26 protein-coding genes are annotated in these 26,338 nt (G+C 63.4%); 17 read left to right on the top strand and 9 right to left on the bottom strand.

The window, feature by feature from the left end; translation table 11 throughout:
- Nucleotides 1-325: 325 nt before the first annotated feature.
- The 5 genes from NKH16_RS29880 to NKH16_RS29860 all read left to right on the top strand — a co-directional run bounded on the left by NKH16_RS29880 (nucleotide 326) and on the right by NKH16_RS29860 (nucleotide 4,641).
- Nucleotides 326-1,420 (top strand): ABC transporter ATP-binding protein, encoded by a 1,095-nt coding sequence (locus NKH16_RS29880; protein WP_352744111.1) that lies wholly within the window; start codon nucleotides 326-328, stop codon nucleotides 1,418-1,420.
- Between the two features lie 66 nt (nucleotides 1,421-1,486).
- A complete protein-coding gene (locus NKH16_RS29875; protein ID WP_352744109.1) occupies nucleotides 1,487-2,602 on the top strand; it encodes an ABC transporter substrate-binding protein in 1,116 nt (371 codons plus the stop codon).
- Nucleotides 2,603-2,619: 17 nt separating this feature from the next.
- Nucleotides 2,620-3,453, top strand: a complete 834-nt coding sequence (locus tag NKH16_RS29870; protein ID WP_352744107.1) for an ABC transporter permease — start codon at nucleotides 2,620-2,622, stop codon at nucleotides 3,451-3,453.
- Nucleotides 3,454-3,457: 4 nt separating this feature from the next.
- Entirely contained in the window at nucleotides 3,458-4,264 is an 807-nt protein-coding gene (locus NKH16_RS29865) for an ABC transporter permease (protein WP_352743677.1), read from the top strand.
- A gap of 89 nt (nucleotides 4,265-4,353) precedes the next feature.
- Nucleotides 4,354-4,641 carry a DUF982 domain-containing protein gene (locus NKH16_RS29860; RefSeq protein ID WP_352451481.1) on the top strand — a complete coding sequence of 96 codons (288 nt, stop codon included), beginning with the start codon at nucleotides 4,354-4,356 and terminating at the stop codon, nucleotides 4,639-4,641.
- Nucleotides 4,642-4,684: 43 nt separating this feature from the next.
- On the opposite strand, the gene NKH16_RS29855 is transcribed toward NKH16_RS29860, so the two are convergent.
- The 3 genes from NKH16_RS29855 to NKH16_RS29845 all read right to left on the bottom strand — a co-directional run bounded on the left by NKH16_RS29855 (nucleotide 4,685) and on the right by NKH16_RS29845 (nucleotide 7,967).
- Entirely contained in the window at nucleotides 4,685-4,993 is a 309-nt protein-coding gene (locus NKH16_RS29855; RefSeq protein ID WP_352451482.1) for a HigA family addiction module antitoxin, read from the bottom strand.
- Nucleotides 4,994-5,108: 115 nt separating this feature from the next.
- Nucleotides 5,109-6,167, bottom strand: coding sequence for a glycosyltransferase family 2 protein (locus NKH16_RS29850; RefSeq protein WP_352743674.1), 1,059 nt, complete (start codon nucleotides 6,165-6,167; stop codon nucleotides 5,109-5,111).
- Nucleotides 6,168-6,635: 468 nt separating this feature from the next.
- The gene (locus NKH16_RS29845) at nucleotides 6,636-7,967 is read right to left on the bottom strand and encodes a dicarboxylate/amino acid:cation symporter (RefSeq protein ID WP_031211944.1); all 1,332 of its coding nucleotides are present in this window, start codon (nucleotides 7,965-7,967) and stop codon (nucleotides 6,636-6,638) included.
- A 238-nt stretch (nucleotides 7,968-8,205) separates the two neighbouring features.
- Between NKH16_RS29845 and NKH16_RS29840 the strand changes: the two genes are divergently transcribed.
- Entirely contained in the window at nucleotides 8,206-10,065 is a 1,860-nt protein-coding gene (locus NKH16_RS29840; RefSeq protein ID WP_352744104.1) for a sensor histidine kinase, read from the top strand.
- 6 nt (nucleotides 10,066-10,071) lie between these two features.
- Nucleotides 10,072-11,427, top strand: a complete 1,356-nt coding sequence (locus NKH16_RS29835) for a sigma-54-dependent transcriptional regulator (RefSeq protein WP_352744102.1) — start codon at nucleotides 10,072-10,074, stop codon at nucleotides 11,425-11,427.
- Between the two features lie 30 nt (nucleotides 11,428-11,457).
- Here NKH16_RS29835 and NKH16_RS29830 read toward each other — a convergent pair whose 3' ends face one another.
- Nucleotides 11,458-12,201: a 2OG-Fe(II) oxygenase gene (locus tag NKH16_RS29830; protein WP_352451486.1), complete on the bottom strand. Its 744-nt coding sequence runs from the start codon at nucleotides 12,199-12,201 to the stop codon at nucleotides 11,458-11,460.
- 235 nt (nucleotides 12,202-12,436) lie between these two features.
- Between NKH16_RS29830 and NKH16_RS29825 the strand changes: the two genes are divergently transcribed.
- The 9 genes from NKH16_RS29825 (at nucleotide 12,437) to NKH16_RS29785 (ending at nucleotide 21,125) form a co-directional block, all read left to right on the top strand.
- Nucleotides 12,437-12,658: a tetratricopeptide repeat protein gene (locus tag NKH16_RS29825; RefSeq protein WP_352903238.1), complete on the top strand. Its 222-nt coding sequence runs from the start codon at nucleotides 12,437-12,439 to the stop codon at nucleotides 12,656-12,658.
- 18 nt (nucleotides 12,659-12,676) lie between these two features.
- Nucleotides 12,677-14,428: a tetratricopeptide repeat protein gene (locus tag NKH16_RS29820; RefSeq protein WP_352744228.1), complete on the top strand. Its 1,752-nt coding sequence runs from the start codon at nucleotides 12,677-12,679 to the stop codon at nucleotides 14,426-14,428.
- A 487-nt stretch (nucleotides 14,429-14,915) separates the two neighbouring features.
- Entirely contained in the window at nucleotides 14,916-15,641 is a 726-nt protein-coding gene (locus NKH16_RS29815) for a 3-keto-5-aminohexanoate cleavage protein (protein ID WP_352744101.1), read from the top strand.
- A 734-nt stretch (nucleotides 15,642-16,375) separates the two neighbouring features.
- Nucleotides 16,376-16,879, top strand: coding sequence for an Lrp/AsnC family transcriptional regulator (locus tag NKH16_RS29810; protein WP_023677254.1), 504 nt, complete (start codon nucleotides 16,376-16,378; stop codon nucleotides 16,877-16,879).
- Nucleotides 16,876-18,039 carry a saccharopine dehydrogenase family protein gene (locus NKH16_RS29805; protein ID WP_352744097.1) on the top strand — a complete coding sequence of 388 codons (1,164 nt, stop codon included), beginning with the start codon at nucleotides 16,876-16,878 and terminating at the stop codon, nucleotides 18,037-18,039. The genes NKH16_RS29810 and NKH16_RS29805 overlap by 4 nt, the downstream gene beginning before the upstream one ends.
- 110 nt (nucleotides 18,040-18,149) lie before the next feature.
- A complete protein-coding gene (locus NKH16_RS29800; RefSeq protein WP_023677252.1) occupies nucleotides 18,150-18,938 on the top strand; it encodes an ABC transporter substrate-binding protein in 789 nt (262 codons plus the stop codon).
- An 86-nt stretch (nucleotides 18,939-19,024) separates the two neighbouring features.
- Entirely contained in the window at nucleotides 19,025-19,696 is a 672-nt protein-coding gene (locus NKH16_RS29795) for an amino acid ABC transporter permease (RefSeq protein ID WP_352451492.1), read from the top strand.
- Nucleotides 19,693-20,367 (top strand): amino acid ABC transporter permease, encoded by a 675-nt coding sequence (locus NKH16_RS29790; protein WP_352455417.1) that lies wholly within the window; start codon nucleotides 19,693-19,695, stop codon nucleotides 20,365-20,367. Before NKH16_RS29795 ends, NKH16_RS29790 begins: the two co-directional genes overlap by 4 nt.
- Nucleotides 20,368-20,396: 29 nt before the next feature.
- Nucleotides 20,397-21,125 carry an amino acid ABC transporter ATP-binding protein gene (locus NKH16_RS29785; protein WP_352744094.1) on the top strand — a complete coding sequence of 243 codons (729 nt, stop codon included), beginning with the start codon at nucleotides 20,397-20,399 and terminating at the stop codon, nucleotides 21,123-21,125.
- Between the two features lie 635 nt (nucleotides 21,126-21,760).
- Here NKH16_RS29785 and NKH16_RS29780 read toward each other — a convergent pair.
- The 3 genes from NKH16_RS29780 to NKH16_RS29770 form a co-directional block, all read right to left on the bottom strand.
- On the bottom strand, nucleotides 21,761-22,213 hold the full coding sequence (locus NKH16_RS29780; RefSeq protein ID WP_352743649.1) for a nuclear transport factor 2 family protein: 453 nt from the start codon (nucleotides 22,211-22,213) through the stop codon (nucleotides 21,761-21,763).
- 14 nt (nucleotides 22,214-22,227) lie between these two features.
- Nucleotides 22,228-22,893, bottom strand: a complete 666-nt coding sequence (locus tag NKH16_RS29775) for a hypothetical protein (protein WP_352743647.1) — start codon at nucleotides 22,891-22,893, stop codon at nucleotides 22,228-22,230.
- Between the two features lie 130 nt (nucleotides 22,894-23,023).
- Nucleotides 23,024-24,211 carry a LuxR C-terminal-related transcriptional regulator gene (locus NKH16_RS29770; protein ID WP_352903231.1) on the bottom strand — a complete coding sequence of 396 codons (1,188 nt, stop codon included), beginning with the start codon at nucleotides 24,209-24,211 and terminating at the stop codon, nucleotides 23,024-23,026.
- Here NKH16_RS29770 and NKH16_RS29765 point away from each other — a divergent pair.
- Nucleotides 24,194-24,601, top strand: coding sequence for a hypothetical protein (locus NKH16_RS29765; RefSeq protein ID WP_352903228.1), 408 nt, complete (start codon nucleotides 24,194-24,196; stop codon nucleotides 24,599-24,601). The two genes, NKH16_RS29770 and NKH16_RS29765, sit on opposite strands and share 18 nt — an antisense overlap.
- Before the next feature lie 436 nt (nucleotides 24,602-25,037).
- Here the strand turns inward: NKH16_RS29765 and NKH16_RS29760 are convergent, their stop codons facing one another.
- Together NKH16_RS29760 and NKH16_RS29755 are read right to left on the bottom strand one after the other, a co-directional pair.
- Nucleotides 25,038-25,565, bottom strand: a complete 528-nt coding sequence (locus NKH16_RS29760) for a c-type cytochrome (protein ID WP_502893757.1) — start codon at nucleotides 25,563-25,565, stop codon at nucleotides 25,038-25,040.
- 350 nt (nucleotides 25,566-25,915) lie between these two features.
- Nucleotides 25,916-26,317 (bottom strand): GFA family protein, encoded by a 402-nt coding sequence (locus NKH16_RS29755; RefSeq protein WP_352903225.1) that lies wholly within the window; start codon nucleotides 26,315-26,317, stop codon nucleotides 25,916-25,918.
- Nucleotides 26,318-26,338: the final 21 nt, after the last annotated feature.

The following is a 26,338-nucleotide window of genomic DNA, read 5'->3' as shown; positions in this document are numbered from 1 at the left end:
CCCATCAGCCATCGCATCAAGAAATGCGCCTGGAACGACGACTATCTCATCAATGCCATCACTCATATGCGATAGCCCTGCCCTCGAGGGGGAGATGGCCGCGAAGCGGCCAGAGGGGGTCGGTCCAACTGGGCTCGGCCTGCTGCTGCAGAGGAGGTTGGCACTTCAAGCGAAGCGACCCCCTCTGTCGCCTTCGGCGACATCTCCCCCTTGAGGGGGAGATTGGCGCATAGATGAATCAAATTTGCCGATCAGGCGAAAACTATTCGGTTGCGGTGAGCCGCCGCCCTGCCTACGATTTCGGCTACGCTAAGGAAAGGGCAGGATGCAGCACCCCGGCCGGGCCGCAGAGATCAAGGCAATCGGGATCGGCAAGAGCTTCGGCTCGTTCCGTGCGCTGGACGATCTGACGCTCGATATCGGCCGTGGCGAGTTCCTCACCCTGCTCGGCCCTTCCGGTTCCGGCAAGACCACCTTCCTGATGATCCTTGCCGGCTTCATTCAGCCGACCGACGGCCGCCTTTACAGCGACGGCGTCGACATCACCGAGCGGCCGGCCGAGCAGCGCGCCGCCGGCATGGTTTTCCAGGGCTATGCGCTGTTCCCGCATATGAGCGTCGAGGCCAACATCGCCTTCCCGCTCAAGGTGCGCAAGAAATCGGCGGCCGAGATCAAGCGCCGCGTCGGCGAAATGATCGAGCGCGTCGGGCTCAAGGGCCACGAGAAGAAACTGCCGTCGCAATTGTCCGGCGGCCAGCAGCAACGCGTGGCGCTGGCGCGGGCGCTGGTGTTCGAGCCGGGCGTACTTTTGCTCGATGAGCCGTTTTCGGCACTCGACAAGGGCCTGCGCGGCCAGATGCAGGCCGAGATGAAGCGGTTGCACCAGGAGACCGGCACCACCTTCGTCTTCGTCACCCATGACCAGAGCGAGGCGCTGGCGTTGTCATCTCGCGTCGCCATCTTCAACCATGGCAAATTGCTGCAGGTCGGCGCGCCGGACGAGGTCTACGACCGGCCGGACAACCGCTTCGTCGCCGAGTTCCTGGGCGAGATCAACATGCTGCCGCTGAAGGGCGTGCGCCCGGCCGACAATGGCTCGACGGGCCTCTGCGAAGACCGCGCGATCAGCATGCGCTGCAGGGCCGAGAAGGTCCATGGCGATGCCATCCTGGCGATCCGGCCGGAATACATGTCGATCGCCCGCGAAGCCGCGGCAGGCGAGAACGGCATTGCCGCGACTGCCGTCGCCTCGACCTATCTCGGCGCTGCAACGCGGCTCGATCTGACGACGCGCCAAGGCGCCAAGGTGACGGTCTCGGTGCCGAACGAGGTCGCCGCCTCTGCCCTCAGCAAGGGCAATTCCGTCTGGCTGACCTGGCCCGCGGAGAAAGGCTTCCTCCTTCCGGATGGAGAGCAATGACGATCGGCGTGGCGAATTCGCCAAGCTGACATTCAGGAAATACCAACGACAAAAAGGGGAACTGACATGACAAACCAAACCAAGAAAAATTCCATCGAGGCGCTATCCGCCAGGGCAGTGCGCGGCGAGATCTCGCGCCGGCAGTTCACGCAGCTGGCCGCAGTGGTGCTGGCCGGCACGCCGATGCTACTGCGCTCGACCGGCGCCTTTGCCGCGGCGAAGGAACTGGTGCTGGTCAACTGGGGCGGCGACGCCATCACCGCCTACGATGCGGCTTACGGCCAGGCCTTCACCAAGGAGACCGGCATCACCGTCAAGATGGACGGCTCCGGCCCGACCGAAGGCGCGATCGCGGCGCAGTTCAAGAGCGGCGCGCCGACCTGGGATCTGGTCGACGTCGATCCGTTCTCGGCCATCACTCTCGGCGCCCAAGGCATGCTCGAGCCGATCGACTATGCGGTCGTCGACAAGAAGAAGATGCGGCCGGGATTCGGCTGGGAGTACGCTGCCTCGACCTATTTCTTCTCCTACGTCATCGCCTACGATGCCGAGAAATACGGCAGCCAGGCACCGACCGGCATGGCCGACTTCTTCGACGTGGCAAAATTCCCCGGCAAGCGTTCGCTCTACAAATGGGGCGTGTCGAGCTGGGAAGCGGCACTGCTCGCCGACGGCGTCGCGCCGGCCTCGCTCTACCCGCTCGACCTCAAGCGCGCGCATGACAAGATCGCAGCCTTCAAGGAAAACGTCGTCGCCTATTGGGGTGGCGGCGCCGAAAGCCAGAGCGTGCTGCTCAATGGCGAGGCCTCGATGGCGATCGTCTGGTCGACCCGGGCTTCGCTCATCGAGCAGGACAGCGGCGGCAAGATCAAGTTCATCTGGGACCAGGGCCTGATCTCGCCCGGCGCGCTCGCCGTGCTCAAGGGCAATCCCGGCGGCAAGGACGCGGCGATGAAGTTCATCGCCAGCACCCAGGACCCGGAGAAGGAACTCATCATGTTCGACAAGCTCGGCCAGGGTCCGGCCAACCCGGCCACCGATGCGCTGATCCCCGCCGACAAGAAGCGCATCAACCCGGTCGATCCCGAGAACATGAAAAAGCAGATTCCGCTCGACATGGATTGGTACGCCAAGAACTACGGGGCAGCACTCGACGAATACACGAAGATCATCTCCGCCTGACAAGCCGGGATAACCGGATGAGAGCATACCTCTCCGACAGGATGGGCGCGGCGCTGTTGATGGCGCCGCTGCTCCTCTTTCTTGTGCTGGCCTACGCCTGGCCATTCCTTGGCGTGGTCAAATGGAGTTTTACGCTGCCCACGCCGGGGCTGGGGCAGTACAATGCGCTGCTCACGGATCAGTTGGTGCAGTCGGTCTTCATCCGCACGCTGCGCATCGCCGCGATCGTGACGATCGTTTCGGTTGTCGCCGCCTACGTCATCACCGTTGTCTGGGTACGCGGCACGCCGGTGCAGCGCGTGGTGGCCGAGTTCTGCATCCTGGTGCCGTTCTGGATCTCGGTGCTGACGCGCGCCTTCGGCTGGGTGGCGCTTTTGTCCAATCGCGGCCTGATCAACACCTGGCTGCAGGCGGTCGGCTTCATCTCAGAGCCGCTGGCGCTGGTGCGCAACGAGTTCGGCGTTATCGTCGGGATGACGCATTTCCTCATTCCCTTCGCCGTGTTTCCGTTGGCCTCATCGATGCGCAGCCTCGACGATCGCGTGCTGCTGGCGGCGCGTGGCCTCGGCTCCAGCCGTATGCGCACCTTTTGGTCGGTATTCGTGCCGATGACCCGCTCCGGCATCATCGGCTCGGCGCTGATCGTCTTCGTCTTTTCGCTCGGCTTCTTCGTCACGCCGGCGATCCTCGGCGGCGGTCGCAGCGTGATGATCGCCGAGCTGATCTACCTTCGCATCTTCCAGAGCCCGGACTGGGGCCTGGGTGCGGCGATCAGCGTGGTGCTGGTGCTGTTCGTCGGCGCGCTGATGGCGCTGCTTTTCCGCTATATCAGACCCAAGCAATTGGTGTAGCGCGATGCCGACCTACCGCCCCGGTCCCGTCTCGCTGGTCCTCGCCGCCCTCGTCGCGCTGTTCCTGCTGCTGCCGCTGCTCGCCGTCATCCCGGTGTCGCTGACGCCGAGCCGCATGCTGGCGATGCCGTCGGGCGAATTGTCGCTGCGCCATTACCGGGCGCTGATCGAGGATCCGCGCTGGATCAGTTCGATCCTGCTCTCGATCAGGATCGGCATCGTCAGCAGCGCCTTTTCCACCGTGCTGGCGCTCTGCTTCAGCCTCGGCATCTGGATGTTCCAGCCGCGCTTCACGGCAGCATTGGTCGGTTTCGTGCTGCTGCCGATGGTGGTGCCGCCGGTGGTCTCGGCAATCACGCTCTACTTCCTGCTGACCTCGATCTCTGGCGTCAGCTCATTCTTCGGCTATGACACCTGGCTGGGTGTCGCCATGGCGCATGCGGTGATGACGGTGCCCTTCGCCACGGTGCTGATCCTGGTGTCGCTCAGCCAGCTCGACCGCCGCATCGACCTCGCCGCCCGCGGCCTCGGCGCCACCGTGTGGGAGCGCGCCACCCGCATCATCATGCCCAATATCAAGTTCGGCATCGTCACCGCGGCGTTGTTGTCCTTCGTGCTGTCCTGGGAAGAGATCGGCGTCACCCTGTTTATCACCTCGGTCAACGCCATCACGCTGCCGCGGCTAATGTGGATGGGCCTGCGCGACAACATCGACCCGGCGATCGCAGCGCTCTCGGTGATCCTGATCGTCATCACCGTGCTGGTGCTTGTGGCGCGAAGCGTCGTGGTCAGGCTGCGCGCAGCGCTGTAGACGCCGCCTCACGCCGAGGTGACTGGCGCGAATGAAACCTTGGGCTACGATTTTCGTTATAGATGGTTCAACAGGTCGAAGGCCCCGCCATGAACCAGGGATGGTTTGCCAAGCCGGTTGCGGTTGCGGTCGGCATCGTGGGAGATATCCGCAACATTTCCAACGCACGGCAGGCTGTCGCATTGCTGGAAGCCCACTGGCGTGACACCGGCAGCGCCAAACACGGGGTGGCACTGCGCACATGCCGCCGCGCCATGAGCGACGATCGCTGGACCGAAGCCGCCAGGAACGCGTTCATCGAGGCCGCGCGGGAAGCGCATGTCCTGGTCGAGCGAGCCGTCGAACCGCAGGACCGGTCCAGGCAGGCGGGACCGTGATCGATTTGTGAGAGCCTCGGTGGTTCGGGCGATCTATTGCATCTCAGGCAGCATGCAGCCTTGGAATGGCGCTGACGTCAACCTCGCGTTCCGCGTGCCACGCATCATAGGCGGCCTGCATCCTGAGCCAGATCGCGGCGCCGTCGCCGAACATCTTTCCAAGACGGGCAGCGACAGCCGGCGACACCGGCTTCTTTTCGCGGATGATGTCATAAAGCTGCTGGCGCGAGATTCCGAGCAGATTGGCGATCTCCACCTTGGTCTTTCCGGTTGCCGGGATAATGTCGTCAAGCAGCGCTCCAGGGTGGGATGGGCAGCGCTCCATCGGACGCATCGGCTCATAAGAGGTCATGGGCTGGTTGTCCTTTCGCTTGGGGCGCCACGTACCCATAATGATATTGTTCGAAATCTACCCGGGTTGCCAGACCTCCCAAAAACCTGGCGGAGTTGTGGCACAGCGCCACCCACTAACCCATGGCATGGCGGATTCTCTTGGACAGGCGGCTCAAAAATGCCGGCCTCGACGACGCATCAAGCTTCCACGACAGCACCGCGGTCGCCATTTTCCGCGGCAACACTCCGACCGACAGGAACCAGGCGGCAAGGATTGCACGCCGCCGCAGGGATGCGGTCATTTCGAGGCTGGCGACGGCGCCGGCCGCCCCGAGCGCCAGCCGGGAATCGTCGGCCACGGGATGTCGGTCTCTGTCCGCGCAAAGCGATGCCAGCCGCTCTTCCAGGTGGACCGGATCGTGGCGGACGGCATTCGACGGCACGATGGTCAGGCCGATCCCGGAAGCCTGGTCCGACAGCGCCTGCATGCGGCGGAAATCGTGAGTTACCCGCCAGCGTGCCCGCTCGGCGAGCTTTTCACCGAAGACTGAATGGTTGGCGCCATGGATCCGGTAGGCGCCGAGGCATTCGTCGATCGATTGGACATGCCCGTACATCGGCGCCAGCGTTGCCAGATAGCCGTCGGCGCCCTGGCGGAACTCCGGCTCCGGTATCGGCATGATCGATTCGAGCGTTGCGCGGTCAAAGGCGAGCCCGCTGGTCACGGTCGTCTGATAGCGGCCCTTGTGCAGGAGTTTCGGCATGACGTCGCCGCTGTCGAAAGCCAGTTCGGGCGGCGGAAAGACATCCTTGATGCGTTGCCCCTCGTCGACGATATGCAGTCTGGACTGGACCTGGGCGGTTGCCTCGTCCCAGGTTTCGACAATGGTAGAGACGGCGGTTGGATAAAGATAATCGTCGGCGTCGAGGAACAGGACGATCTTGCCCGAGCTCGCCGCGAAGCCGGTGTTGAATGCCGCCGCGTGTCCGCCATTTTGCGCTCGCGGGCATGCGAGTATCTCATCGCGATAGGATTCCATGATTGTCGTGGAATTGTCCTGCGATGCATCGTCGACGACGATGACTTCGACATCGGCGTAGTCTTGCTCGAGGGCGCTGTCGATGCTGCGTTTGAGGAACCGCGCATAGTTGTAGTTCGGGATGATGATGGATACCGGAATGACAGGCTGCATCGCGTTTGACCTCGCATCTTGCTTTGGTTCGGCAAAGGCCCTCATGGGCCTGCCCCTCTTCAAGTGCCCCTCTTCAGGCGCGACGAGTTCCCCTCAGAAAAGCTTGCGCTTTCCACCAGGAGACGGGTCACGTTTCGCTTGCGACTTCGCAGTGAGGCCGCCATTGCCTTCGAGGGCTGCCGCCATAGTCAGAACGCGGTCGGCAGCAAAAGCTCCGACGTTCGGCCAAGGTGATGTCGCAACCGAGCCCGACGGAAATGTCTCGCCTCGCAATCAGGTCGGGAGCGAAGCGGACGGGTGCCCTGAAGGCATGGCGGATACTGGCCTGCAAATGCGGCTGGAACAAGCCCCGCGTCAAAAATAGGGCCACTTCAGGTTGCGTTTCAGGCGGCATGCCGCGACCGCCGGCCCTTTTGCCCCGGAGCCGGTGAACCGCCTCCGGGGCTTATGACCATGCAGCCTAAACAGTCAGGCGGCCTGCAAACCCGGCAGCGACAGGTCGACTTCCTCCGGCAAGTCGCCGGCCATGGCGGCGGCAAACTTCGTCTGGTCGAGTTCTCCCTCCCAGCGTGCCACCACGACCGTCGCTACCGCATTGCCGATGAAGTTGGTCAGCGCCCGGCACTCCGACATGAAGCGGTCGACGCCGAGGATCAGCGCCATGCCGGCGACCGGCACCGTGGGGACGACCGAAAGCGTCGCCGCCAGGGTGATGAAGCCAGCGCCGGTGATGCCGGCGGCACCCTTGGAGCTCAGCATGGCGACGGCGAGCAGCAGGATCTGGTCGCCGTAGGTGAGTGGCGTGTCGGTCGCCTGCGCGATGAACAGCGCCGCCAGCGTCATGTAGATGTTGGTGCCGTCGAGGTTGAAGGAATAGCCGGTCGGGATAACCAGACCGACCACCGAGCGGTTGCAGCCGGCGCGCTCCATCTTGGCCATGAGGCCTGGCAATGCCGCTTCCGAGGACGAGGTGCCGAGCACCAGCAGCAGCTCTTCCTTGATGTAGCGGATCAGCGCCAGGATCGAGAAGCCGTTGTAGCGGGCAACCGCGCCGAGCACCACCAGCACGAACAGCAGCGCGGTCAAGTAGAACGTGCCGATCAGCATGGCGAGATTGGCGATCGAGCCGATGCCGTATTTGCCGATCGTGAAGGCCATGGCGCCAAACGCGCCGATCGGTGCGGCCTTCATCAGGATGGCGACGAGGCGGAAGATCGGCGTGGTCAGCGCCTGCAGGAAATCGACAACCGGACGGCCGCGATCGCCGACCAACGCCAGGGCGACGCCGAACAGCACCGAGAAGAACAGCACCTGCAGGATGTCGCCCTGCGCGAAGGCGCCGGTGATGGTGTCAGGGATGATGTTCATCAGGAACCCGACGATGGTTGTGTCGTGCGCCTTCTCGGCATACGCCGCCACCTTGGCGGTATCGAGCGTCGCTGGATTGATGTGCATGCCGGCGCCGGGCTGGACGACATTGGAGACGACCAGGCCGACGACCAGCGCCAGCGTCGAGAACACCAGGAAATAGATCATCGCCTTGCCGGCGACGCGGCCGACCTTCTGCAGGTCGGAAACACCGGCGATGCCGGTCGCCACCGTCAGGAAGATCACCGGCGCGATCACCATCTTCACCAGCTTGATGAAAGCATCGCCGAACGGCTTCATCGCCTCGCCGGTTTCGGGATAGAAATGGCCGAGCAGCACGCCGGCGGCGATCGCCGCCAGCACCTGCACATAAAGATGCCGGTATAAGGGAAGTTTGCCGCGCGGCTCGGCGGCAGCGATTGCTGTCTGCATGACGTCCTCCATGGCGCCCCGATCGAAAGCTCGACTCCCCGGGGCAGTTGTTTTGAGACCAGCAGCCTCGCGACTGCTGAATTCGTGTTTGCAACAGCCGTGCCAGATACGCAGAAGAGTGCTTCAGCATTGATTTTATTGAGCATTCGCAAACGTCCGCACTGCCGGACGCATGGCCAAGTGCGACTCTCCGCATAGGTCGAATTGCGTTTTGTGCGAGTTCATGCACAAATGGGCGATGCTGCAACGCCCCGCCGGTGCCTTGTCTTCGACGCCCGAGCAACTCGCCAGGCGGGCGCGCCGAGCCTGGCTGCTGTTTGCGGCCGTCGCCCTGCTGATCGTCACCGCAGCGCTCTACGGCGCCGGCCTCTACGGCCGCACCGCCGAGGTCGAGACCCTGGCGGCGCAGGGGCGTACCGACGCCAACCTGAAGGTCGCGCTGCTGCGCGCCGTGCTCGAAAGCCCGCGTGCCCTGCCCCTGCTTTTATCCGCAGACCAGCAAGTGCGTGACGCGCTGACGCAGAAAAATGCCGCGGCAATCGATGTGCTGAACCGCAAGCTCGAGGGGCTGGTCTCCGGCACCAAGGCGTCGGTGCTCTATGTCATCGGCACCGATGGACTGGCGATCGCCTCCAGCAACTGGCGCGAGCCGATCAGCTTCGTCGGCAACGACTACCGTTTCCGCGATTATTTCTCCGGCGCGATGCAGGCCGGAACCGCCGAGTATTTTGCGCTCGGCAATGTCAGCAAGCGTCCCGGCCTCTACATTTCGCGCCGCGTCGGCGACACAGACGCACCGCTCGGCGTCGTCGTCGTCAAGATGGAGTTCGACCAGCTCGAAGCCGACTGGCGCGAGGCGAATCGCCCGGCTTATGTCAGCGACGAGAATGGCGTCGTGCTGATCACCAGCGTGCCGTCCTGGCGTTTCATGACAACCGCACCGCTGGCCGCACCCAAGCAAGCCGCGATCCGCGACAGCCAACAGTTCGGCGACGCGCCGCTTGTGCCGTTGCCGATCATGCACGCGCAGGCGCTCAGCCCGGATGTGTCGATCGTCCACGCAGTAACGCCCGGCGGCAGCGACGCGGAGTATCTCAGCCTTTCAACACCGATCCCTTCGACCCCCTGGCGGCTCGACTATCTGATCCCGGCTGAAGCGCCGATCGCCGCCGCCGTCCGCGAAATGCGGCTTCTTGCGCTCGGCGTCGTCGTCCCGCTGCTCGGCCTTGCCGCGTATCTGTTGTGGCGCCGGCAGTCGGCGCAGATGCGGATTGCTGCCGAACAGGCAGCCCGCACCGAACTCGAACGCCGCGTCGTCGAACGGACCGAGGATTTGAGCCGCGCCCGCGACCGGCTGCAGGCCGAGATAACAGGCCACCGCAGCACGGAAGCCAAGCTCCAAATCGTGCAGCAGGATCTGGTCCAGGCCAACCGCCTCGCCATCCTCGGCCAGGTCGCTGCCGGCGTCGCCCATGAGATCAACCAGCCGGTCGCCACCATCCGCGCCTATGCCGACAATGCCCGCACCTTCCTCGACCGCAAGCAGACCGGGCCGGCCGAGGAAAACCTCGGCGCTATCGCAGCCCTTACCGAACGCATCGGCTCAATCACCGAGGAGTTGAAGGCATTTGCCCGCAAGGGCCGCACCGCCGCCGAGCCTGTCGAATTACGTGGTGTTATCGAAGGCGCCGTCATGCTCTTGAGAAGCCGCTTTGCCGGCCGGCTCGACGCGTTGGTCATCGACCTGCCGCCGCCGAGCCTCAAGGTCATGGGCAATCGGGTGCGGCTCGAACAGGTGCTGATCAACCTCTTCCAGAACGCGCTCGAAGCACTCGACGGCCGCGACGACGCTCATGTGCAGGTGTCGGTCGAGGAGACCGCGGACGGCGTGACGGTCGGCGTGTCCGATAACGGACCGGGCATTCCACCCGCGATCCTCAAATCGCTGTTCACGCCGTTCAACACCTCCAAGGAAAAAGGCCTTGGCCTTGGCCTCGTCATCTCGAAGGACATCGTCGCCGATTATGGCGGCCGCATCGAGGTTTCGAGCGACGACAGCGGCACCCGCTTCACCATTCATCTCCAGACAGCAGCGTAAGCCATCATGACGAACGACAATGCCGCGCCGGTGATCCTGATCGACGACGACCGCGATCTCCTCAAGGCCACCGTGCAGACGCTGGAGCTTGCCGGCTTCTCGGTCTCGGCCTTTGCGGCGGCGGCCGAGGCGCTGGCCGGGCTCGACGCCGGTTTTGCCGGCGTCGTGGTGTCGGATATCCGCATGCCTCAGATCGACGGCTTGCAGCTTTTCAACCGCATCCTGCGGCTGGATACCGACATTCCCGTCATCCTCGTCACCGGACATGGCGACATCGCCATGGCCGTCAAGGCGATCAAGGACGGCGCCTACGACTTCATCACCAAGCCCTTCGCCGCCGACCGGTTGGTACAGAGCGTGCGCCGCGCAGCGGAAAAGCGCCGCCTGGTGATGGAGAACCGGGCCTTGCGCGAGGCGGCCGGAGAGGCGCAGGACGGCCTGCCGCTGATCGGCCAGACGCCGGCGATGGACAGGCTGCGCCGCACACTACGCCAGATCGCCGACACCGACGTCGATGTGCTGGTGACCGGCGAGACCGGCTCCGGCAAGGAGGTGGTGGCAAGCCTTCTGCATCGCTGGGGCCGCCGCGCCAAGGGCAATTTCGTCGCGCTGAATTGCGGCACGCTGCCGGAGACCGTCATCGAAAGCGAATTGTTCGGCCATGAGGCCGGCGCCTTCACCGGCGCGCAGAAGAAACGGATCGGCCGCATCGAGCACGCCAGCGGCGGCACGCTGTTCCTCGACGAGATCGAAAGCATGCCGGTCTCGACACAGGTGCAGATGCTGCGCGTGCTGGAGATGCGCGAGGTCACCCCGCTCGGCACCAACGAGGTGCGGCCGGTCGACCTGCGCGTCGTCGCCGCCGCCAAGGTCGACCTCGGCGATCCGCGCCAGCGCGGCACGTTTCGCGAGGATCTCTATTACCGGCTCAACGTGGTGACGATCTCGATCCCGCCGCTGCGCGAGCGCCGCGACGATGTCGCCCTGCTGTTCTTCTATTTCGCCGAGCGCGCCGCCGCCCGTTTCCACCGCCAGGTGCCGGCAGTGCCGGCTTCGGTGCATCGCCATCTGAGCGACCATGACTGGCCGGGCAATGTGCGCGAACTGGCGCATTTCGCCGAGCGGTTCGTGCTTGGGTTGGAGGAAGGCGCCGAAGCACAACCCCCTGCCCCGACCCAATCGAACACCGCCATGAAGCTGCCGGAGCGGCTGGAGCGCTACGAGGCCGACATCATCCGCGAGACGCTTGGCCGCAACGACGGAGACGTCAGGCGCACGATCGAAGCGCTGGGGATTCCGCGCAAGACCTTCTACGACAAGCTCCAGCGCCACGGCATCGTGCGCAGCGATTTTTCCAGGTAACCGCCGCCGGGCCTCGACCGGGCGGCTCGGTTACTTGGCGTCGTGGAAGATGATACCGACAGTGTGGCGCATGCCGGAGCGAAGCCGGCTGACGCCGTGCCTGAGATTGACGCGGTAATTGCCCTTGCTGCCCTGGACCGGACGATTGTGGACCGCGAAGGCGACTGCATCGCCCTGGCGCAGCGGCACCACCTCGGCGCGGCTTTGCATGCGCGGACGCTGCTCGGTCAGCACGAACTCGCCGCCGGTGAAATCCTTGCCTGGTTCGGACAACAGGATCGCGACCTGCAACGGGAACGCCAGATCGCCGTAGAGATCCTGGTGCAGGCAGTTGAAGTCGCCGTTAACATATTGCAGCAGGAGCGGCGTCGGCCGCGTCTGGCCCTGCTCGTGGCATTGCCTGAGGAACGCGGCGTGTTCGTCGGGATAGCGCTGCGCGATACCCATGCGCTGGTTCCAGTCGTTGGCGACCGCGGCCAGGCGCGGATAGAGCGCGGTGCGCAAGCCGCCGATCAAGTCGGGCAAGGGATAGCGGAAATAGCGGTACTCGCCCTTGCCGAAGCCATGCCGCGCCATATGGACATGGCTGCGGAAATGGCTCTCGTCCGAATAAAGTCCGGCAATCTGCCGGCACTCCTGCGGCGTCAGCAGCTTTTCCATCACCGCGCAGCCATAGCCGCTCAGCTCATCGGCCAGCGTCCGCCAATCATATCCGGCAACGCGCACCTCCGCCGATTTCACCGCCGCTTTCGCGCCTATCGAATCGATGGTCATGGCTTCGCCTCCTGTGGCTTCTCTGTCATTGAGATGGGTGAAACGGCGCGCGCGGACCACCCGTTTCTTGCCGGGTGAGCTCGTTAGCGATTGTCTCGGGGATTTCGTTGAATACAATGCAGCTGGGCTTGCCGCGATGGGGGGCGAATTGATCCGACGGGTTCGACAAAGGGACGGGGCAGTCCGGCAATTCCTCGTTTGCCTCGTCGCGATGCTGGTCTCGGCGCTCCCGGCCTTGTCCGCCAGCAGCGACTGCGTCAGCGACGACGAGGTCGAGGCCAGCACGCGGATCGCCGCCTGCACGCGCATGATCGAGGATCCCACGGAGCCTGTGGCCAACCGCGCGACTGCCTACTACAAGCGCGGCGAGGCACGGGCATCACAAGGCGACTACGACCGTGCGATTGCCGATTTGGGCCAGGCGATCGACCTCGATTCGAAATTCGCCGGTGCTTAATATGCCAGAGGCGCCACAATGGTCGAGGAGGGCGAAAATGATCGCGCCATCGCCGATTTTGGCCAGGTGATCAGCCTCGACCCGACAAACCCCGAGGCGTACAACAGCCGAGGTGTCGCCTGGGAGCACAAGGGCGACTACGACCGCGCCATTACAGACTATGGTCAGGCCATCAGCCTCGACCCGAAGCATTCCGATGCCCACAGCAACCGGGGCAACGCCTGGGCAGACAAGGGCGACTACGATCGTGCCATCGCCGACTACGACCAGGCAATCAGCCTCGATCCTAAAAATGCGGGAGCCTACAACAACCGTGGCGTTGCCTGGAAACAGAAGGGCGAATACGACCGAGCCATCGCCGACTACGAACAGGCGATCAGTCTGGATGCGAAAGACGCCAAAGCCTACAGCAATCGTGGTGCTGTCTGGGTACTAAAAGGCGACTATGACCGAGCCATTGCCGACTACGCTAAGGCGATCGGCCTCGATCCTCGCGATGTCGATGCCTATCAAAGTCGAGGCATCGCCTGGGCACGCAAGGGCGACTACGACCGCGCCATCGCCGATTACGACCAAGCGATCAGCCTCGACTCGAAAGACGCCAGCACCTACTACAACAGAGGCGTGGCTTGGTCGCACAAGGGCGACTACGACCGCGCCATCGCGGATTATGACCAAGCAATCGGCCTCAATCCTCAGGACGCTAGTGCTTACAACAATCGAGGCGTTGCCTGGAAACACAAGGGCGATTACGACCGCGCTATCGCGGATTATGACCAAGCGATCGGCCTCGATTCCCGGGACGCCACCGCTTACAACAACCGTGGCATTGCCTGGAAGAAGAAGGGTGACGACGACCACGCTATCGCCGACTACACGCAGGCAATCAGCCTCGACCCAAAAAACGTTAATGCCTGGTACAACCGGGGCCTCGTCTGGTCTGACAAGGGCGACTATGATGGCGCCATCGCCGACTTCAGCCAGGCAATCACGCTCGATCCTAAAGACCCAACTGCCTACGACAACAGAGGCAATGCCTGGGCACGCAAGGGCGACAATGACCGTGCCATCGCCGACTACGGCCAGGCGATCATGCTCGATCCAGTACATGCCAAAGCCTTCAGGTACCGAGGCCGGATCTGGCAAAAGAAGGGCGAGGACGACCGCGCCATCGCCGACTACGACAAGGCGATCAGCCTCGATCCGAAAGGTGCCCCTGGTTACGACGGCCGCGGCTTCGTCTGGTCGGCAAAGGGCGACTACGCCCGCGCGACCGCCGACTACGATCAGGCAATCAGCCTCGATCCGAAATATGCCTATGCCTATCTTGGCCGCGGCATTCTCTCCTTCTATTCGAGCGCGCTGGCCAAGGCGCAAGCCGATTTCGGACAGGCGGCCACGCTCAAGCCCGACAATGCCTATTTTGCGATCTGGCTGGAGATGACCGAGCGGCGCAGCGGTGCGGTGGGCCACTTGCAGGAAGCGACTGAAAAGCTCGATATGACCAAATGGCCGGCGCCAGCGGTTCGCATGCTGCTTGGAGAACTGACGCCGGCCGAGGTATCGGCGGCAGCCGACGACCCGGACCCGGCCAAGAAACGCGGCAATCTGTGCGAGGCGAACCTGTTCATAGCCGAGTTCGATCGGCTGCAACGACATGACGACGAAGCCTTGCGGCTCTACCGGGTCGCTGCCAGCGATTGCCCCGCGGAATATTACGAATACGTTGCGGCCAAGGCCGCTCTGCACGAGTTGGGCGCGGTTCCGTAAGACAATTTCCAAGACTTTTTGATGACCCGAGGAGCGAATTGACCGGACCGGTTCGAGAACGGCACAGGTTTTTCTGGCGCACGCTGGCTGGTCTCATCCTCCTGCTTGTCACGGGGCTTCCGGCGCTTGCCGCCAGCAGCGACTGCGTCAGCGATGACGAGGTCGAGGCAAGCACGCGGATCGCAGCCTGCACGCGCATGATCGAGGATGCGACAGAGCAAGGCATACGGTCAGCTATTGTCCCAAGAGTTTTATCGAATACCGTGCCGCCAACGCTGCATTACGCGAGTTGGATGTTTCGCCGTAACTCTGCCCGACGGATGTTCGTTTGCTAAGAAGACTATGCCGAACAACACGATACAGGTGCATTCTGCCAGACTGATTCAGGCTGTGCCGCGTCCATATGTCAGGAGCCTTCGCCAGCGCGATTCCGGTTTTCACTGGCCCGCGCTAGACTGGCAGCAACCGCAACCGGACTGCCCCTGGCATGATCGTCCAGACCTGCATCAATGGCGCGCGCAGCGCCGATTTCCACCCGCAACTGCCGCTGACGGCGGAGGCCATGGCGCGTGACGGCGCGGCCTGCATCGCCGCCGGCGCCGCCGAACTGCATGTTCATGCCCGCGGGCTGGACGGTCGGGAAAGCCTGGCTCCGGCGGCGATGGATCGGACGGTGCTGGCGCTCCGCCGCGCCTGCCCGGGGACGCTGATTGGCGTGTCGACGGGTGCCTGGATCGAGAACGACGACCAGCGGAAGCTGGTTGCGATCGCCGGCTGGAGCGAGCTGCCCGACTATGCCTCGGTCAATCTGAGCGAATACGCCGCGCCCGCAGTCATGGACCGTCTGCGCCAGCGCGGCATTGGCATCGAGGCCGGGCTCGCCTCCGTTGCCGACGCCGAACGCCTGGTGAGCCTCGACCATGGCAACCGCGTGCTGCGCATCCTGATCGAAATCTCCGAGCAGGAGCGGGACGCTGCGCTTGAGATCAGCGACGATATCGCCGCCGTGCTCGACGGCGCCGGTATGCACCGGGCAATCCTGCTGCACGGCGCCGACGCCACGGTCTGGCCTTTCGTGCACCGGGCGGCGGAACGCCGTTGGTCGACGCGCGTCGGACTGGAAGACGGCAAGGAGCTTCCTGATGGAACAGTAGCACCCGGTAGCGCTGCGCTGACAGCGGCAGCCGTCGCTATCTTCGAGGCCAGTCGTTAGCGCGGGGAAAGCGTTGATGTCCGCCGATCTCCTCTTTACGGGGGAGATGCCAGGATTTGACAGGGAGGCAGGCCAAAGTCGGGCGGGTCTAAAGTATGGCCGCGAGCTAGTGTCAGTAAAATCTAATTGGGCGACGCTTCCTACTCTCTCTATCATCCTATCGTGCTGCTTGCGATCGCTCCTGTCGTTGCAAGCGCCAATGTGTCACCATGGATGCAGGCATGGTTATTGTCACCGCCTGCATCGCCGTCTCCCTGGCCAGCTACCGTTTTATTGAAAAGCCGCTTTTGGCCATTTCGCGGATGAGCCTCTCCGCCTATCGGATGAAGGCACAATGAGTTGCGGCCGCGCCCCACCAACTTGGTCGACCTGCTATGGAGGTGCGTTGCACCTCTTGCGCCACTTGCTTCTTCACCCTCGAACACGGCGCGTCCCGAACGGCGCTGTCCCGCCAACCTCAAGCCGGCGGCGCTGAACCATCAAAGGTATCCTAAAAAACAAAAAACCGCCTCGGCGGGCGGGTCGTCGGTGCGAATCAGCACCATACAGAAATTAGTAGCATAGCTGCCGGCACAAAGCAAGAACAAAATGTGGCGACATCGACGAAACTGCCGATAGGCACAGCGGCACGGCGGATGACATGGCTCTTGCCGTTGTTAAAAATCTCTCATAAGGTATTTTCATATCCGAAAGAAAATACGATTGTTTCTTTCCCTTTATGAAAGCCTGAGTGTTTGCGGGAACATCTCGATCAGACCGACCGGCGACTGGTCAAGCTGCTGTCGCAGGATGCGCAGCTTGGCGTCAACCGCCTCGCCGAGAAGATGGCGATCTCGGTGCCGACGGTGCGCATGCGGCTGCGCAACCTGCTCGACCGCAACCTGCTCAAGATCGTCGGGCTGCTCAACCTGACAGAACGCCCCGAGCTGATCTCGGCCATCGTCGGCATCAATGCGCAGGGACGCGGCCGCGCCCGGGAACTGGCGCAGCGCATCTCCGAACTGCCTTTCGTGAACTCGGCCGCCGTCGTCACCGGGCGCTTCGACATCATCGTCGACGTAACCGTGGCCGGTGATGTCGCCGATCTCTACCGCGTCACCAGCGAGCTGATCCCCGGCGCCGGCGAGCCGGGCGAAGTCGTGCGCAGCGAGACCTTCGTCGTCATGGCGTCCTGCAACAAATGGGTCAGCCTGCCGGAAGGCTGCTGGTCGGACGAGACGCGGAAGGAAATGGCATGAAGATCGCGGTTCTCGGCGGCCTCGGCCTGCAAGGCCGGGCGGCGATCGCCGATCTCGTTGCCAGCGACGGCGTCGAGCAAGTGGTCTGCCTCGACACGGCAACCGACGGCGCTGCGCGGCTTGGCGGCCTGACCGACCTTGCCAGGGTGCGTTTTGTCGTGCCGGAGGGCGCGATCGGTCCGGTGCTGGTCGATGTGATGAAGGACGTCGACGCGGTCATCGACCTGTTGCCGCAGCCGCTGATGCGCGAGGCGGTGCAGGCGGCGATCGCGACGCGCACGCCGCTGGTCACCACCAATTACGGCAAGGCCATCGCCGATCTCGCGCCCGAGGCCGAAAAGGCCGGCGTCTCGATCGTCACCGAATGCGGGCTCGACCCCGGCATCGACCTTGTGCTCTACGCGCGCGCCGCAAGCCAGTTCGACACCATCACCGCGATCGATTCCTACTGCGGCGGCATTCCCGAGCCGAAAGCGGTGGTCGAGCCGCTGCGCTACAAGGTGAGCTGGAATTTCGACATGGTTCTGGTCAGCCAGAACCGCGACAGTGTGCTGGTCGAGAACGGCAAACGGGTCGATGTGCCGGCCGCCCGCCAGCACGACAATCGCTTCATCCACGAGATCGAGGTGGCGGGGCTGGGCAGGCTGGAAGCCTTCCCCAATGGCGACGCGCCGCATTATGCCGGCATGCTCGCCGCCGCCAAGGGACTGCAGCGCTCCGGCCGCTATTCGCTGCGCTGGCTTGGCTGGTCGGCGTTCTGGGCGCCGCTGAAGCAGCTCGGCTTCCTGTCCGAGGACAAGGTGCCCGGCACCGGCATCAGCCCACGCGAATTCCTCGGCCGGCTGCTTGGCCCGCAACTGCAATATGGCGCGGACGAAAGGGACCTTTGCGTCATGCGCAACGTCTTTGTCGGCAGCGAAGGCGGCCGCCGCAAGACGGTGACCTCGGAGCTGGTCATCGAACGCGACCTCGCCTCCGGCCTGTTCGGCATGAGCCTTGGCGTCGGCTATCCCGCCAGCATCGTGGCGCAGATGCTGGCACGGCGTGAGATCGCCACGCCCGGCCTGCTCAACCCGCTGCTGCATGTGCCCGATGGCCGCTTCCTCGATGAGCTGGCCAGGCGCGGCATCAAGGTCGCCGAAACGGTGAGCTGGGATTGAAGATTTTCGAACGGTGGTTGCCACCGGCAACGGCGCTGCCGCTCAAAAGGCACCCCGATGGGGTGAAACAACAAGTGGAACAACAAACGACAACAAGGAGGAATGCCCAAATGAAGATTGCCAAGCTTTTCATCGCCGGACTTGCGCTCGCCGGCCTTACCGCCGCCGCCAGTGCCGGAACCCTCGACGAGATCACCAAGCGCGGTGAGTTGCGCGTTGCGGTGCAGACGCAAGGACCACCCTTCTCGCTGGTGGGTGCTGCCGGCGAGCGCACCGGTAGTTCGGTCGAACTCGCCGAACTGATGGCCAAGGAAATGGGCGTCAAGATCACCTTCCTCGACTTCGACTGGGACGGCCTGATCCCGGCGCTGCTGTCGGGCAAGGCCGATCTTCTGGTCGCCGACATGACGCCGACATTGGCACGTGGCATGAAGGTCGCCTTCACCAAGCCTTACATGTACACGGGCAGCACCGTCTTCACCAAGGCTGGTACCGCCTTCAAGTCCACCGAGGACTGCAAGGCCAAAGGCACTAAGATTGCGGTGCTGCTCGGCGCCACCGGCGAGAAGGAAGCCAAGGCCGCCTTCCCCGATGCCGACATCAAGAGCTACAAGGGCGGCGGCCCGCTGCTGCTCGACGCCGTCAACAACGGCCAGGCCGATTGCGGCGTCAACGACGTCTCGGCGGTCAAGGGCCAGTCGACCGCTTACCCAGCCGGCAGCTTCACCATCATGCCGGATATGCTGTCGAAGGAGCCACTGGCCTTCGCCACACGCTATGACGAGCAGGACCTGCTGGTCTGGATGAACCTGTTCCTCGACCAGGTCAGCCTCGACGGCCGCCTGCAGAAGAACCTCGATTACTGGGTCAATTCCGACGCCTGGAAGAAGGATCACTGAGTAGGGTGAATAGTGAGTAGGGAGTAGTAAAGCGCTACTCGCTACTCGCTACTCGCTACTCGCTACTCGCCATTCACCGCCCCACCATGCTCGAAAACTTCAGCTTCCGCACCATTGTCGAATATCTGCCCCTGTTCGGGCAGGGCCTCGTCACGACCGTGTGGCTGTCAGTCCTCTCCTTTGCCGGCGCGCTCGCCGTCGGCATCGTGCTCGCCGCCATGAACCTGCAGCGCGGCCGGCTGTTCCGCGTCCCGGCCAAGGCCTATATCGACGCGGTGCGCGCCACGCCGCTGCTGGCGCAGCTTTATTTCCTCTATTTCGGCCTGCCGCGGCTCGGCTTCGTCCTGCCCGAGTTCGTCGTCGGCATTCTCGCTTTGTCGCTGAACAGCGGCGCCTATGTCGCCGAGATCATCCGCGCCGGCATCCTGTCGATCCCGCGCGGCCAGGTCGAGGCCGGCGTCGCCTCGGGCATGACCTATGTCCAGCGCATGCGCCTCGTCATCCTGCCGCAGGCGTTCAAGGTGACGATCCCGCCGCTGCTCGGACAGGCGATCGTGCTGGTCAAGGATTCCGCCCTGCTGTCGCTGATCTCGGTCGCCGAATTGACGCGCGCCGGACAATTGCTCGCCTCCGACCGCTTCATGCCGGCCGAAGGTTTCATCACCATCGCCGCCTTCTACCTCCTGCTCTATTACGGGCTGAAGGGGTTGGCGGCGCTCTCCGGGCGCTGGCTCGGCCTCGCGGGGGCACGGACATGATCTGGCAGCAGCTGCAAAGCGTCGCCGGCAGCTATCCTCTCGCGCTGCGCGGCCTCGGCATGACCGTGGTGCTGTCGTTGATCAGCCTGGTGCTGGGCACCTTGCTCGGCTTCGGCCTCGGCATCCTGCGCACCGGCGGCAACCGGTTGATCAGCGGCGCGATCGGCGCCTGGGTCGACCTGATCCGCGGCACGCCGTTCCTGGTGCAGATCTTCCTGATCTTCTTCATCCTGCCGGAACTCGGCATCGAGCTCGACGCCTTCACCGCCGGCATCATCGCGCTGACCAACCTGGCCGCCTGCTTCATCTGCGAGATCGTCGTCGCCGGCATCCGCTCGGTCCCGACCGGCCAGGTCGAGGCAGCACTTGCGTCCGGCCTGTCGCGCTGGCAGCGCATGCGCCAGGTGGTGCTGCCGCAGGCGATGCGCATCGTGCTGCCGCCGCTGGTCGGGCAATATGTGCTGCTGATCAAGGATTCCTCGGTCGTCTCAGCCATAGGCCTGACCGACCTCACCCGCGTCGGCTGGCTGGTGGTGCAGCGTGTACCCAATGGGCTGCTGGTCTTCTTCCTCGTCGGCCTCGGTTACTTCATCGTCTGCTACCCCCTGATCATGCTGGCCCGCCGGCTGGAGCAACGCATGGGCGCTGCGCATGGCGAGGTGCAGTTGTGACATCGAACCCCAGCAAAAATGGCACCGGCATGATCGAATTTCGCGGCGTCAACAAATGGTTCGGCCAGCTCAACGTGCTCAGGGATATCACGCTGAGCGTCGAGCCGCGCGAAGTGGTCGTCGTCTGCGGCCCGAGCGGCTCGGGCAAGAGCACCCTGATCCGCTGCATCAACGGCCTGGAGACGATCCGCGACGGCGACCTGACGGTCGACGGCCAGCGCCTCGGCGACCCCGCCACCAACATGACGCGGCTGCGCACCGAGATCGGCTTCGTCTTCCAGTCGTTCAACCTCTACCCGCACAAGACGGCGCTCGAGAACGTCACCCTGGCGCCGATCCATGTCCGCAAGATCCCGCGCGCTGAAGCCGAGAAGGCCGGGCGCGAATTGCTCGCCAAGGTCGGCCTCGCCGACAAGGTGAACGCCTATCCGGCGCAGCTGTCTGGTGGCCAGCAGCAGCGCGTGGCGATCGCGCGCTGCCTCGGCATGCGCCCCAAGATCATGCTGTTCGACGAGCCGACCTCGGCGCTCGACCCCGAGATGATCTCGGAAGTCCTCGACGTCATGGTCGCGGTGGCCGAGGAAGGCATGACCATGATGGTGGTGACGCACGAGATGGGCTTTGCCCGCAAGGTCGCGCAGCGGGTGGTGTTCATGGATGCCGGCGCCATCGTCGAGAGCGGCACGCCGGATGAGTTCTTCTCCAACCCGAAGACCGACCGCAGCCGCGCCTTCCTGAGCAAGATCCTGCGGCATTAGGGCTAACAACTCAATTAGCTGACTGCCGGCTGCGACCGAGATGAGTGGAAATCGACCTTAGGACTCGCGCACCGTGACCTTGGTCACAGCTCTGTCGCCACGCTCAATCTTAATGCGCTTGTCACTCGGGATAGGCGGTGGAGCTACGTTAGCAATCTTTCCATCCTCTAACCGATCCGCAGTCAAAAGCTCTTCCCCTTTCGCCGTCTTTAGGCGCTCTAATTGATTGATATACAATCCTGACATGCCGGCCTCCCAAACGAAAAAATCGGACAAGAATATTGTTAATAGCGAGCAGGCAGGCGGAAGAAGCAACTTGCGAATTAGAGAAAGCGCACGCTTTCAATATAGCGGCCGAGTCCCTGGCCCTCAATATCAACTAACGGACGTGGTTTACACAGCGTGCCGAGAGGTCTGCAGAGGGTTCAACCCGGTCGTTCAGAATGATTGGGTTTTGACCTAAAACGTCAGCCGGCCGTGGCCGGCGTCTTCAGCCAAACGTCGCCAGAGGGTCGGCGCTGATCTCGACCCAGCCGACGGGCTGAAAGAAGCACAGTTCTGGCTCGATGACGTCGGCAGAGCCGATGGTCCCGCCAGCGCAAATCCTTTCTCTGCCCGTTTCGGACCGACGCTTCTCAGAACGCGAAATCCGCGTACTGAACGACATCGGCTGGGAGCCAGGTTTCATGAACTTGCAATATCTCGGGCCCCCGACTGTAGCCGCGGTCGCGGACCACCATCGTCGTGACCCGGCCATTGTTCGGTTGATCGGAGTCCTTCGCGTCGCGTTGCCATTCGTGGTAGTTCACGACCGCCAGGTCGGCGCTTTGATGGCTGATCCGGATGTCGCGTATCTTGATACGGAAGGCCGGATTCGATCCGTAGATGCTCTTCATGTAACCTGCGAAGTCTTTTTTCCCGAACGCCCTGCCGCCTGGCATGATGGCGACCAGATCATCGCTGATCCGGTCGAGCGCGTTCTTCTTGAACGTCGCATCGTCGCCACGGCATCGGCCCGTCACCCAGTCAGTGAAGAATTCGTGGACGTCGTGGATCGTCGCTTCGATTTCCTTCGTTTGAAGGGACATGTTTTCCTCCTGTCTTAAGATGATGCTGGATCAGGCGCTTTGCGCTGTGGCTTGCCCGACCGGAGGCTCCTTGAGGACAGCCCGTACCACGCGAGCCACAGGCACATGAGAAGCGAGGAAATCAGCCAGATCGGACCTCCGATGCCGATCCCGAGCTGCTCACCGAGTGTCCACCCGGTTGCCGAAAGGATACCGAACGCCGAGCCGACGATCGCGGCCCATCGGGGCAGTATCCCGACGTCATCGCGGGCGTCGTGATACGCGACAAGCGCTGTCGCCAGGGCGAGCGCCCAGAATCCGTTACCCATGCCGCCGGAAAACGCCCACCAGGTCATGAAGGCGTTGGTGTCACCCCGGTCGGCCGCGACCGCGACCACCGATGCCTCGGCGACTGCGGTGGAGAACGTGGTCAGGGCGCCGAGAGCCATCACTATCCAGGCAGAACTCAGCATCGGCGAACGCCGGACGCGGGGGTTGAGTGCCAGGTTCAGGAACGAAGCGCCGGCGATCAGGAACAGCGCCGCTGCCGCCGTCCAATGGACCGTAGCCCATCGCCCATGGCCCTCGGCGATATTCTGCATCTGAACAGACAAATCCGCGTCCGGTGGCCCGTGAAAGACGAGCGCAGCCGCCAGCAGCAGCGTTCCGGTGGCGAGCCAGACACCGCCCGGCCCGCTCATGTTGTTATTATTCGTTTGCATCGGGAAAACCTCCTGTGGCCTTTACCACGCCATGAGGTTTAGACCCGCGCCACGGTTGCCCGCTTCGGCGTAAGTACCCACGCAACGAGAAATTTTGGCTTGGGTAGGATTACCCAGATACGACCATGCCGATCAGGCCGTGCTCGACCGCATAGGCCGTGGCTGCCGCGCGCGTGCGCACGTTCAGCCGCGTCAGGATATCGCTAACGTGATGGTCTACCGTCCGCTGGCTCAGACCGAGCTCGCCGGCAATTTCCGGGTTGGTCAGGCCTGACGCGATCAGGCGCAGAACCTGCGTCTGTCTGGGGGTGAGAACTTCGCCGCCTGTCGCCGTCATGGTGACCCGCAGCTTGCCGGCAACGGCTTCGTCGGGGCGCGCGCCGAGCTCGCGGAAAAGTCTTATCGCTTCGTCCAGTTCGGTCTGCGCCGCTTCAGTATCGCCGGTTGCGAGACAGGCCCGCGCTGTCAGCACCCGCATCCGGGCAAGATGATAGGGCGCCCGAAGGTCCCAGAGGATCGCTACCGCGCGCCGGATATGGGCCAATGCCTCCGCGGCTCGACCAGCATGGATCAGCACCCGCGCGGTAGCCTCGGCGGCTGCGGCGCGGACTGCATCCGCGGAATATTGGCGCGCGCAGTCGTGCAGTGTTTCGCACAGCTCCCAAGCGTCATCGGCCGAACCGACGGCGAGAGTGATTTCCACCGCAGCCGGCAAGAGGCGGAGTTTGCCCGGCAGGTCGTCGACGGACTGCAGTGCGCGGCGGATCGCCGAAAGGGCCGGCTGCTCGTGCCCCTGCTGCAATCGCATAAGCGCCAGCCCCGGCTGCGGATCGAACCCGAGCCTGCTCGCCGCGCGATAGGCGGCATCGGCCTCGTTCCATTGGCCGCGGAGTCGAAATACCTCGCCCTTCTGGTAGAATGCCGGACCGGCGTGGTGCTTCGAGGGCCCCTGCTGAAGGCGGATGCTGGCGACACCGGCCTCGCGGCCGGCCTCGTCCCAGTGGCCGTCGAGGATCAGAATTTCGGCCCGGTGGATCAGGCATCTGCCGGTGAAGGCAACGATGTCGGGCTGTCCGGCGCACCATCCGACCAGTGCCGAGGTCCATTCCCTCGCCCGGCCCGTGGCATGAAATTTCTGACAGATCTCGATCACGCTGCAGTAGACCAGCCCGGTAACGATCGGTGAGAGCCGGCCCGAGGTGACCGAAACCATCGCCTCGTCCAGCAGTTCGAAGCCGCGCACATAGTCGCCGCGCAGGATCAATATCCGGCCCTGAAGGTGGCGCGCGATAGCCAAGAGGTCCGGATCTTCGCAGCGCTGTCCGATCTCCGCGGCACGTGTTGCGTGCGCGAATGCTTCGTCCGGACTGTCGGCGGCGAGGCTTTGTTCGACCATTGGGAGCTGAAGGTAACCGTGTTCTGCACATTCCTGCGTGTGATCCTCGACCAGCCGGTTGGCGCGGGTCAGCCATCCGCTGCCTTGGGCGAATTCACCGCGAAACATCAGGGTGAGCCCGATCCAGAAGCCGCAACGCGCTGCGGATCGTTCGCGTCCGTTCCGGAGATGGTCTTCGAAGGCCCTCTCGTAGTCCCGAACGAATTCCTCCTCGCGCCCAAGCATGTAGGCGGCTTCCCCGAGGCGCTGGAGCTCGGCGCCGCCAAGTTCACTGCAGCGGTCTCTGTCTGACAGTTCGCGGTGAAGCCTGGACCAATCGCCGCGATTGGCTAGCTCCGCATACGGATCCGATGCAACTGCACCGTCTTCCGGCGACTTGTCGCGTGATCGGTCGGAGGGCGCGGGCATAGCCTCAGAATAGCACATATCTTGCTGAGGAGGTGGCGGCAGGTTACTGATGTGACAGAAGTTCGTTTCGGGCTCAATCGAGCCGTTCATCGCGTCCGCCGCCGAGGACCGGGAACGGTGGTGGTGCTGCCATTCGTCTCATCGATGGAAACGAGTAGGTAGCGCCAATATCGCGACATTCATGGCGCTTCTCAAAAGCTGCCCTTCGCACAACGGCTCGAATCGACCCATTTCTGCCGTTCGGATATCGGCCTCACCATCTCCAAGGCGGACATTCACCCATTATTCGGCGAAAAATCTCGTTCCGATCAAAGCCGCCCTACTTCGTTGCAGCTGCTGCGGCTTCCCCCGGCGGCATAATCCGCATCATGAAGGTCGACACCGCTTCCCCGGGTTTGAACGGGCCGGGAACCTGGTGGCTGACCGGCTTCACACTTTGGAGGAATGCCGCGATCGCCATGGCGTCATCCGCGGTGAGATGCGCGAAATCGCGCCAAGGCATGATCGGCGCCAGGATGCGGCCGTCCGGCCGTTCGCCGGTCTGGATCGCGGTGACGATCTGCTCCGGGGTCCAGCTTCCGATACCGGTCTCCCTGTCAGGCGTGATATTGCGGGCGACAAAGACACCAAGACCAGGAATCTCGAAGCCCACATCTGAACCGCCAAGGAAGCGCGACATGTCGGGCTTCCCGAAGAAGTAACCGGATGTGTGACAGTCGCTGCAGCCGGCAATCGTAACCAGATATTCGCCGCGCGCGATCTGTGTGTCATCGGCCATGGCCGCGTAAGATGGCAGGGCAACAATCGACGCTGTCAAGAATGCAAGATGAACTGGTGTCCGAAACATTGCTTCCTCCCTGTGGTCTGTTCGTGGTTTGTCCTTCGACCTCCCGCGCCGTCAACCGGTCGCAATTCCCCGATTTTAACCACGTCGAGGACGCTAAGTTCTAGCATGGCCAGCACGTATTAACCATCAGCGATCAATTGGACCGTCGGCACTTGTCGTGCCCCGTTGAGCGCAACTGTTACGGAGCTTGCCCAGCCGACGCACAACGCCTTCTGGCGCGATCGAGCCACGCACGGTGATGGATCGACTTCGTCGCCTGAAATGCCTTGTAAGGTCGGACCGGGTCGAACTCGGTCGTTCAGAGTGATTGGGTTTGATCCTAAAACGTCAGCCGGAGGCGACCAGCGGCTTCAGCCGAACGTCGCCAAACGTTCGGTTCGGACCTCGACCCACTGGCAGCGCCGGCTCTCGTGGTAGAAGGACAGGAAGGGCGGCGGGAATGCAGGGTCCGCGAAAGCGCCCACCGGGATGGCGGTCAGACCGGGTTGAGCGTCGATCCGGTAATGGACGGTGGTGCCGCAATCCGGGCAGAAGCTGTAGATGACGCGGCCGCCCTCGTCGCCAATGCGCGTGAACTCCGCCGAGCGGCCCTGGACAGAAACGTCATCTTCCTCAAACCGCGCGTTGAAGCTGAACGCGCTGCCGGTGCGTCGCTTGCAGGCCAAGCAATGGCAAACCGAGACGCGTACCGGCTCGCCCGAGCAGGTGGCTGACAACTGACCGCAGGAACATTCGGCGCGTCGCGTGACCATGGCTGGCTCCTATCAAGATTC

The sequence above is a fragment of the Mesorhizobium sp. M1307 genome, from assembly GCF_040318155.1.
Taxonomy (GTDB): domain Bacteria; phylum Pseudomonadota; class Alphaproteobacteria; order Rhizobiales; family Rhizobiaceae; genus Mesorhizobium.
Note: the sequence above shows the minus strand (reverse complement) of the source record. Positions and strands in the feature narration are given on the sequence as shown.

Coding starts and splice junctions, on each gene's coding strand:
- NKH16_RS29795 (WP_352451492.1), top strand. CDS start 19,025: ATGCTCGAAAACTTCAGCTTCCGCACCATTGTCGAATATCTGCCCCTG.
- NKH16_RS29815 (WP_352744101.1), top strand. CDS start 14,916: ATGATCGTCCAGACCTGCATCAATGGCGCGCGCAGCGCCGATTTCCAC.
- NKH16_RS29775 (WP_352743647.1), bottom strand. CDS start 22,893: ATGAGCGGGCCGGGCGGTGTCTGGCTCGCCACCGGAACGCTGCTGCTG.
- NKH16_RS29780 (WP_352743649.1), bottom strand. CDS start 22,213: ATGTCCCTTCAAACGAAGGAAATCGAAGCGACGATCCACGACGTCCAC.
- NKH16_RS29865 (WP_352743677.1), top strand. CDS start 3,458: ATGCCGACCTACCGCCCCGGTCCCGTCTCGCTGGTCCTCGCCGCCCTC.
- NKH16_RS29845 (WP_031211944.1), bottom strand. CDS start 7,967: ATGCAGACAGCAATCGCTGCCGCCGAGCCGCGCGGCAAACTTCCCTTA.
- NKH16_RS29805 (WP_352744097.1), top strand. CDS start 16,876: ATGAAGATCGCGGTTCTCGGCGGCCTCGGCCTGCAAGGCCGGGCGGCG.
- NKH16_RS29790 (WP_352455417.1), top strand. CDS start 19,693: ATGATCTGGCAGCAGCTGCAAAGCGTCGCCGGCAGCTATCCTCTCGCG.
- NKH16_RS29855 (WP_352451482.1), bottom strand. CDS start 4,993: ATGACCTCTTATGAGCCGATGCGTCCGATGGAGCGCTGCCCATCCCAC.
- NKH16_RS29860 (WP_352451481.1), top strand. CDS start 4,354: ATGAACCAGGGATGGTTTGCCAAGCCGGTTGCGGTTGCGGTCGGCATC.
- NKH16_RS29840 (WP_352744104.1), top strand. CDS start 8,206: ATGCTGCAACGCCCCGCCGGTGCCTTGTCTTCGACGCCCGAGCAACTC.
- NKH16_RS29785 (WP_352744094.1), top strand. CDS start 20,397: ATGATCGAATTTCGCGGCGTCAACAAATGGTTCGGCCAGCTCAACGTG.
- NKH16_RS29850 (WP_352743674.1), bottom strand. CDS start 6,167: ATGCAGCCTGTCATTCCGGTATCCATCATCATCCCGAACTACAACTAT.
- NKH16_RS29820 (WP_352744228.1), top strand. CDS start 12,677: ATGGTCGAGGAGGGCGAAAATGATCGCGCCATCGCCGATTTTGGCCAG.
- NKH16_RS29760 (WP_502893757.1), bottom strand. CDS start 25,565: ATGTTTCGGACACCAGTTCATCTTGCATTCTTGACAGCGTCGATTGTT.
- NKH16_RS29835 (WP_352744102.1), top strand. CDS start 10,072: ATGACGAACGACAATGCCGCGCCGGTGATCCTGATCGACGACGACCGC.
- NKH16_RS29875 (WP_352744109.1), top strand. CDS start 1,487: ATGACAAACCAAACCAAGAAAAATTCCATCGAGGCGCTATCCGCCAGG.
- NKH16_RS29755 (WP_352903225.1), bottom strand. CDS start 26,317: ATGGTCACGCGACGCGCCGAATGTTCCTGCGGTCAGTTGTCAGCCACC.
- NKH16_RS29800 (WP_023677252.1), top strand. CDS start 18,150: ATGAAGATTGCCAAGCTTTTCATCGCCGGACTTGCGCTCGCCGGCCTT.
- NKH16_RS29880 (WP_352744111.1), top strand. CDS start 326: ATGCAGCACCCCGGCCGGGCCGCAGAGATCAAGGCAATCGGGATCGGC.
- NKH16_RS29870 (WP_352744107.1), top strand. CDS start 2,620: ATGAGAGCATACCTCTCCGACAGGATGGGCGCGGCGCTGTTGATGGCG.
- NKH16_RS29830 (WP_352451486.1), bottom strand. CDS start 12,201: ATGACCATCGATTCGATAGGCGCGAAAGCGGCGGTGAAATCGGCGGAG.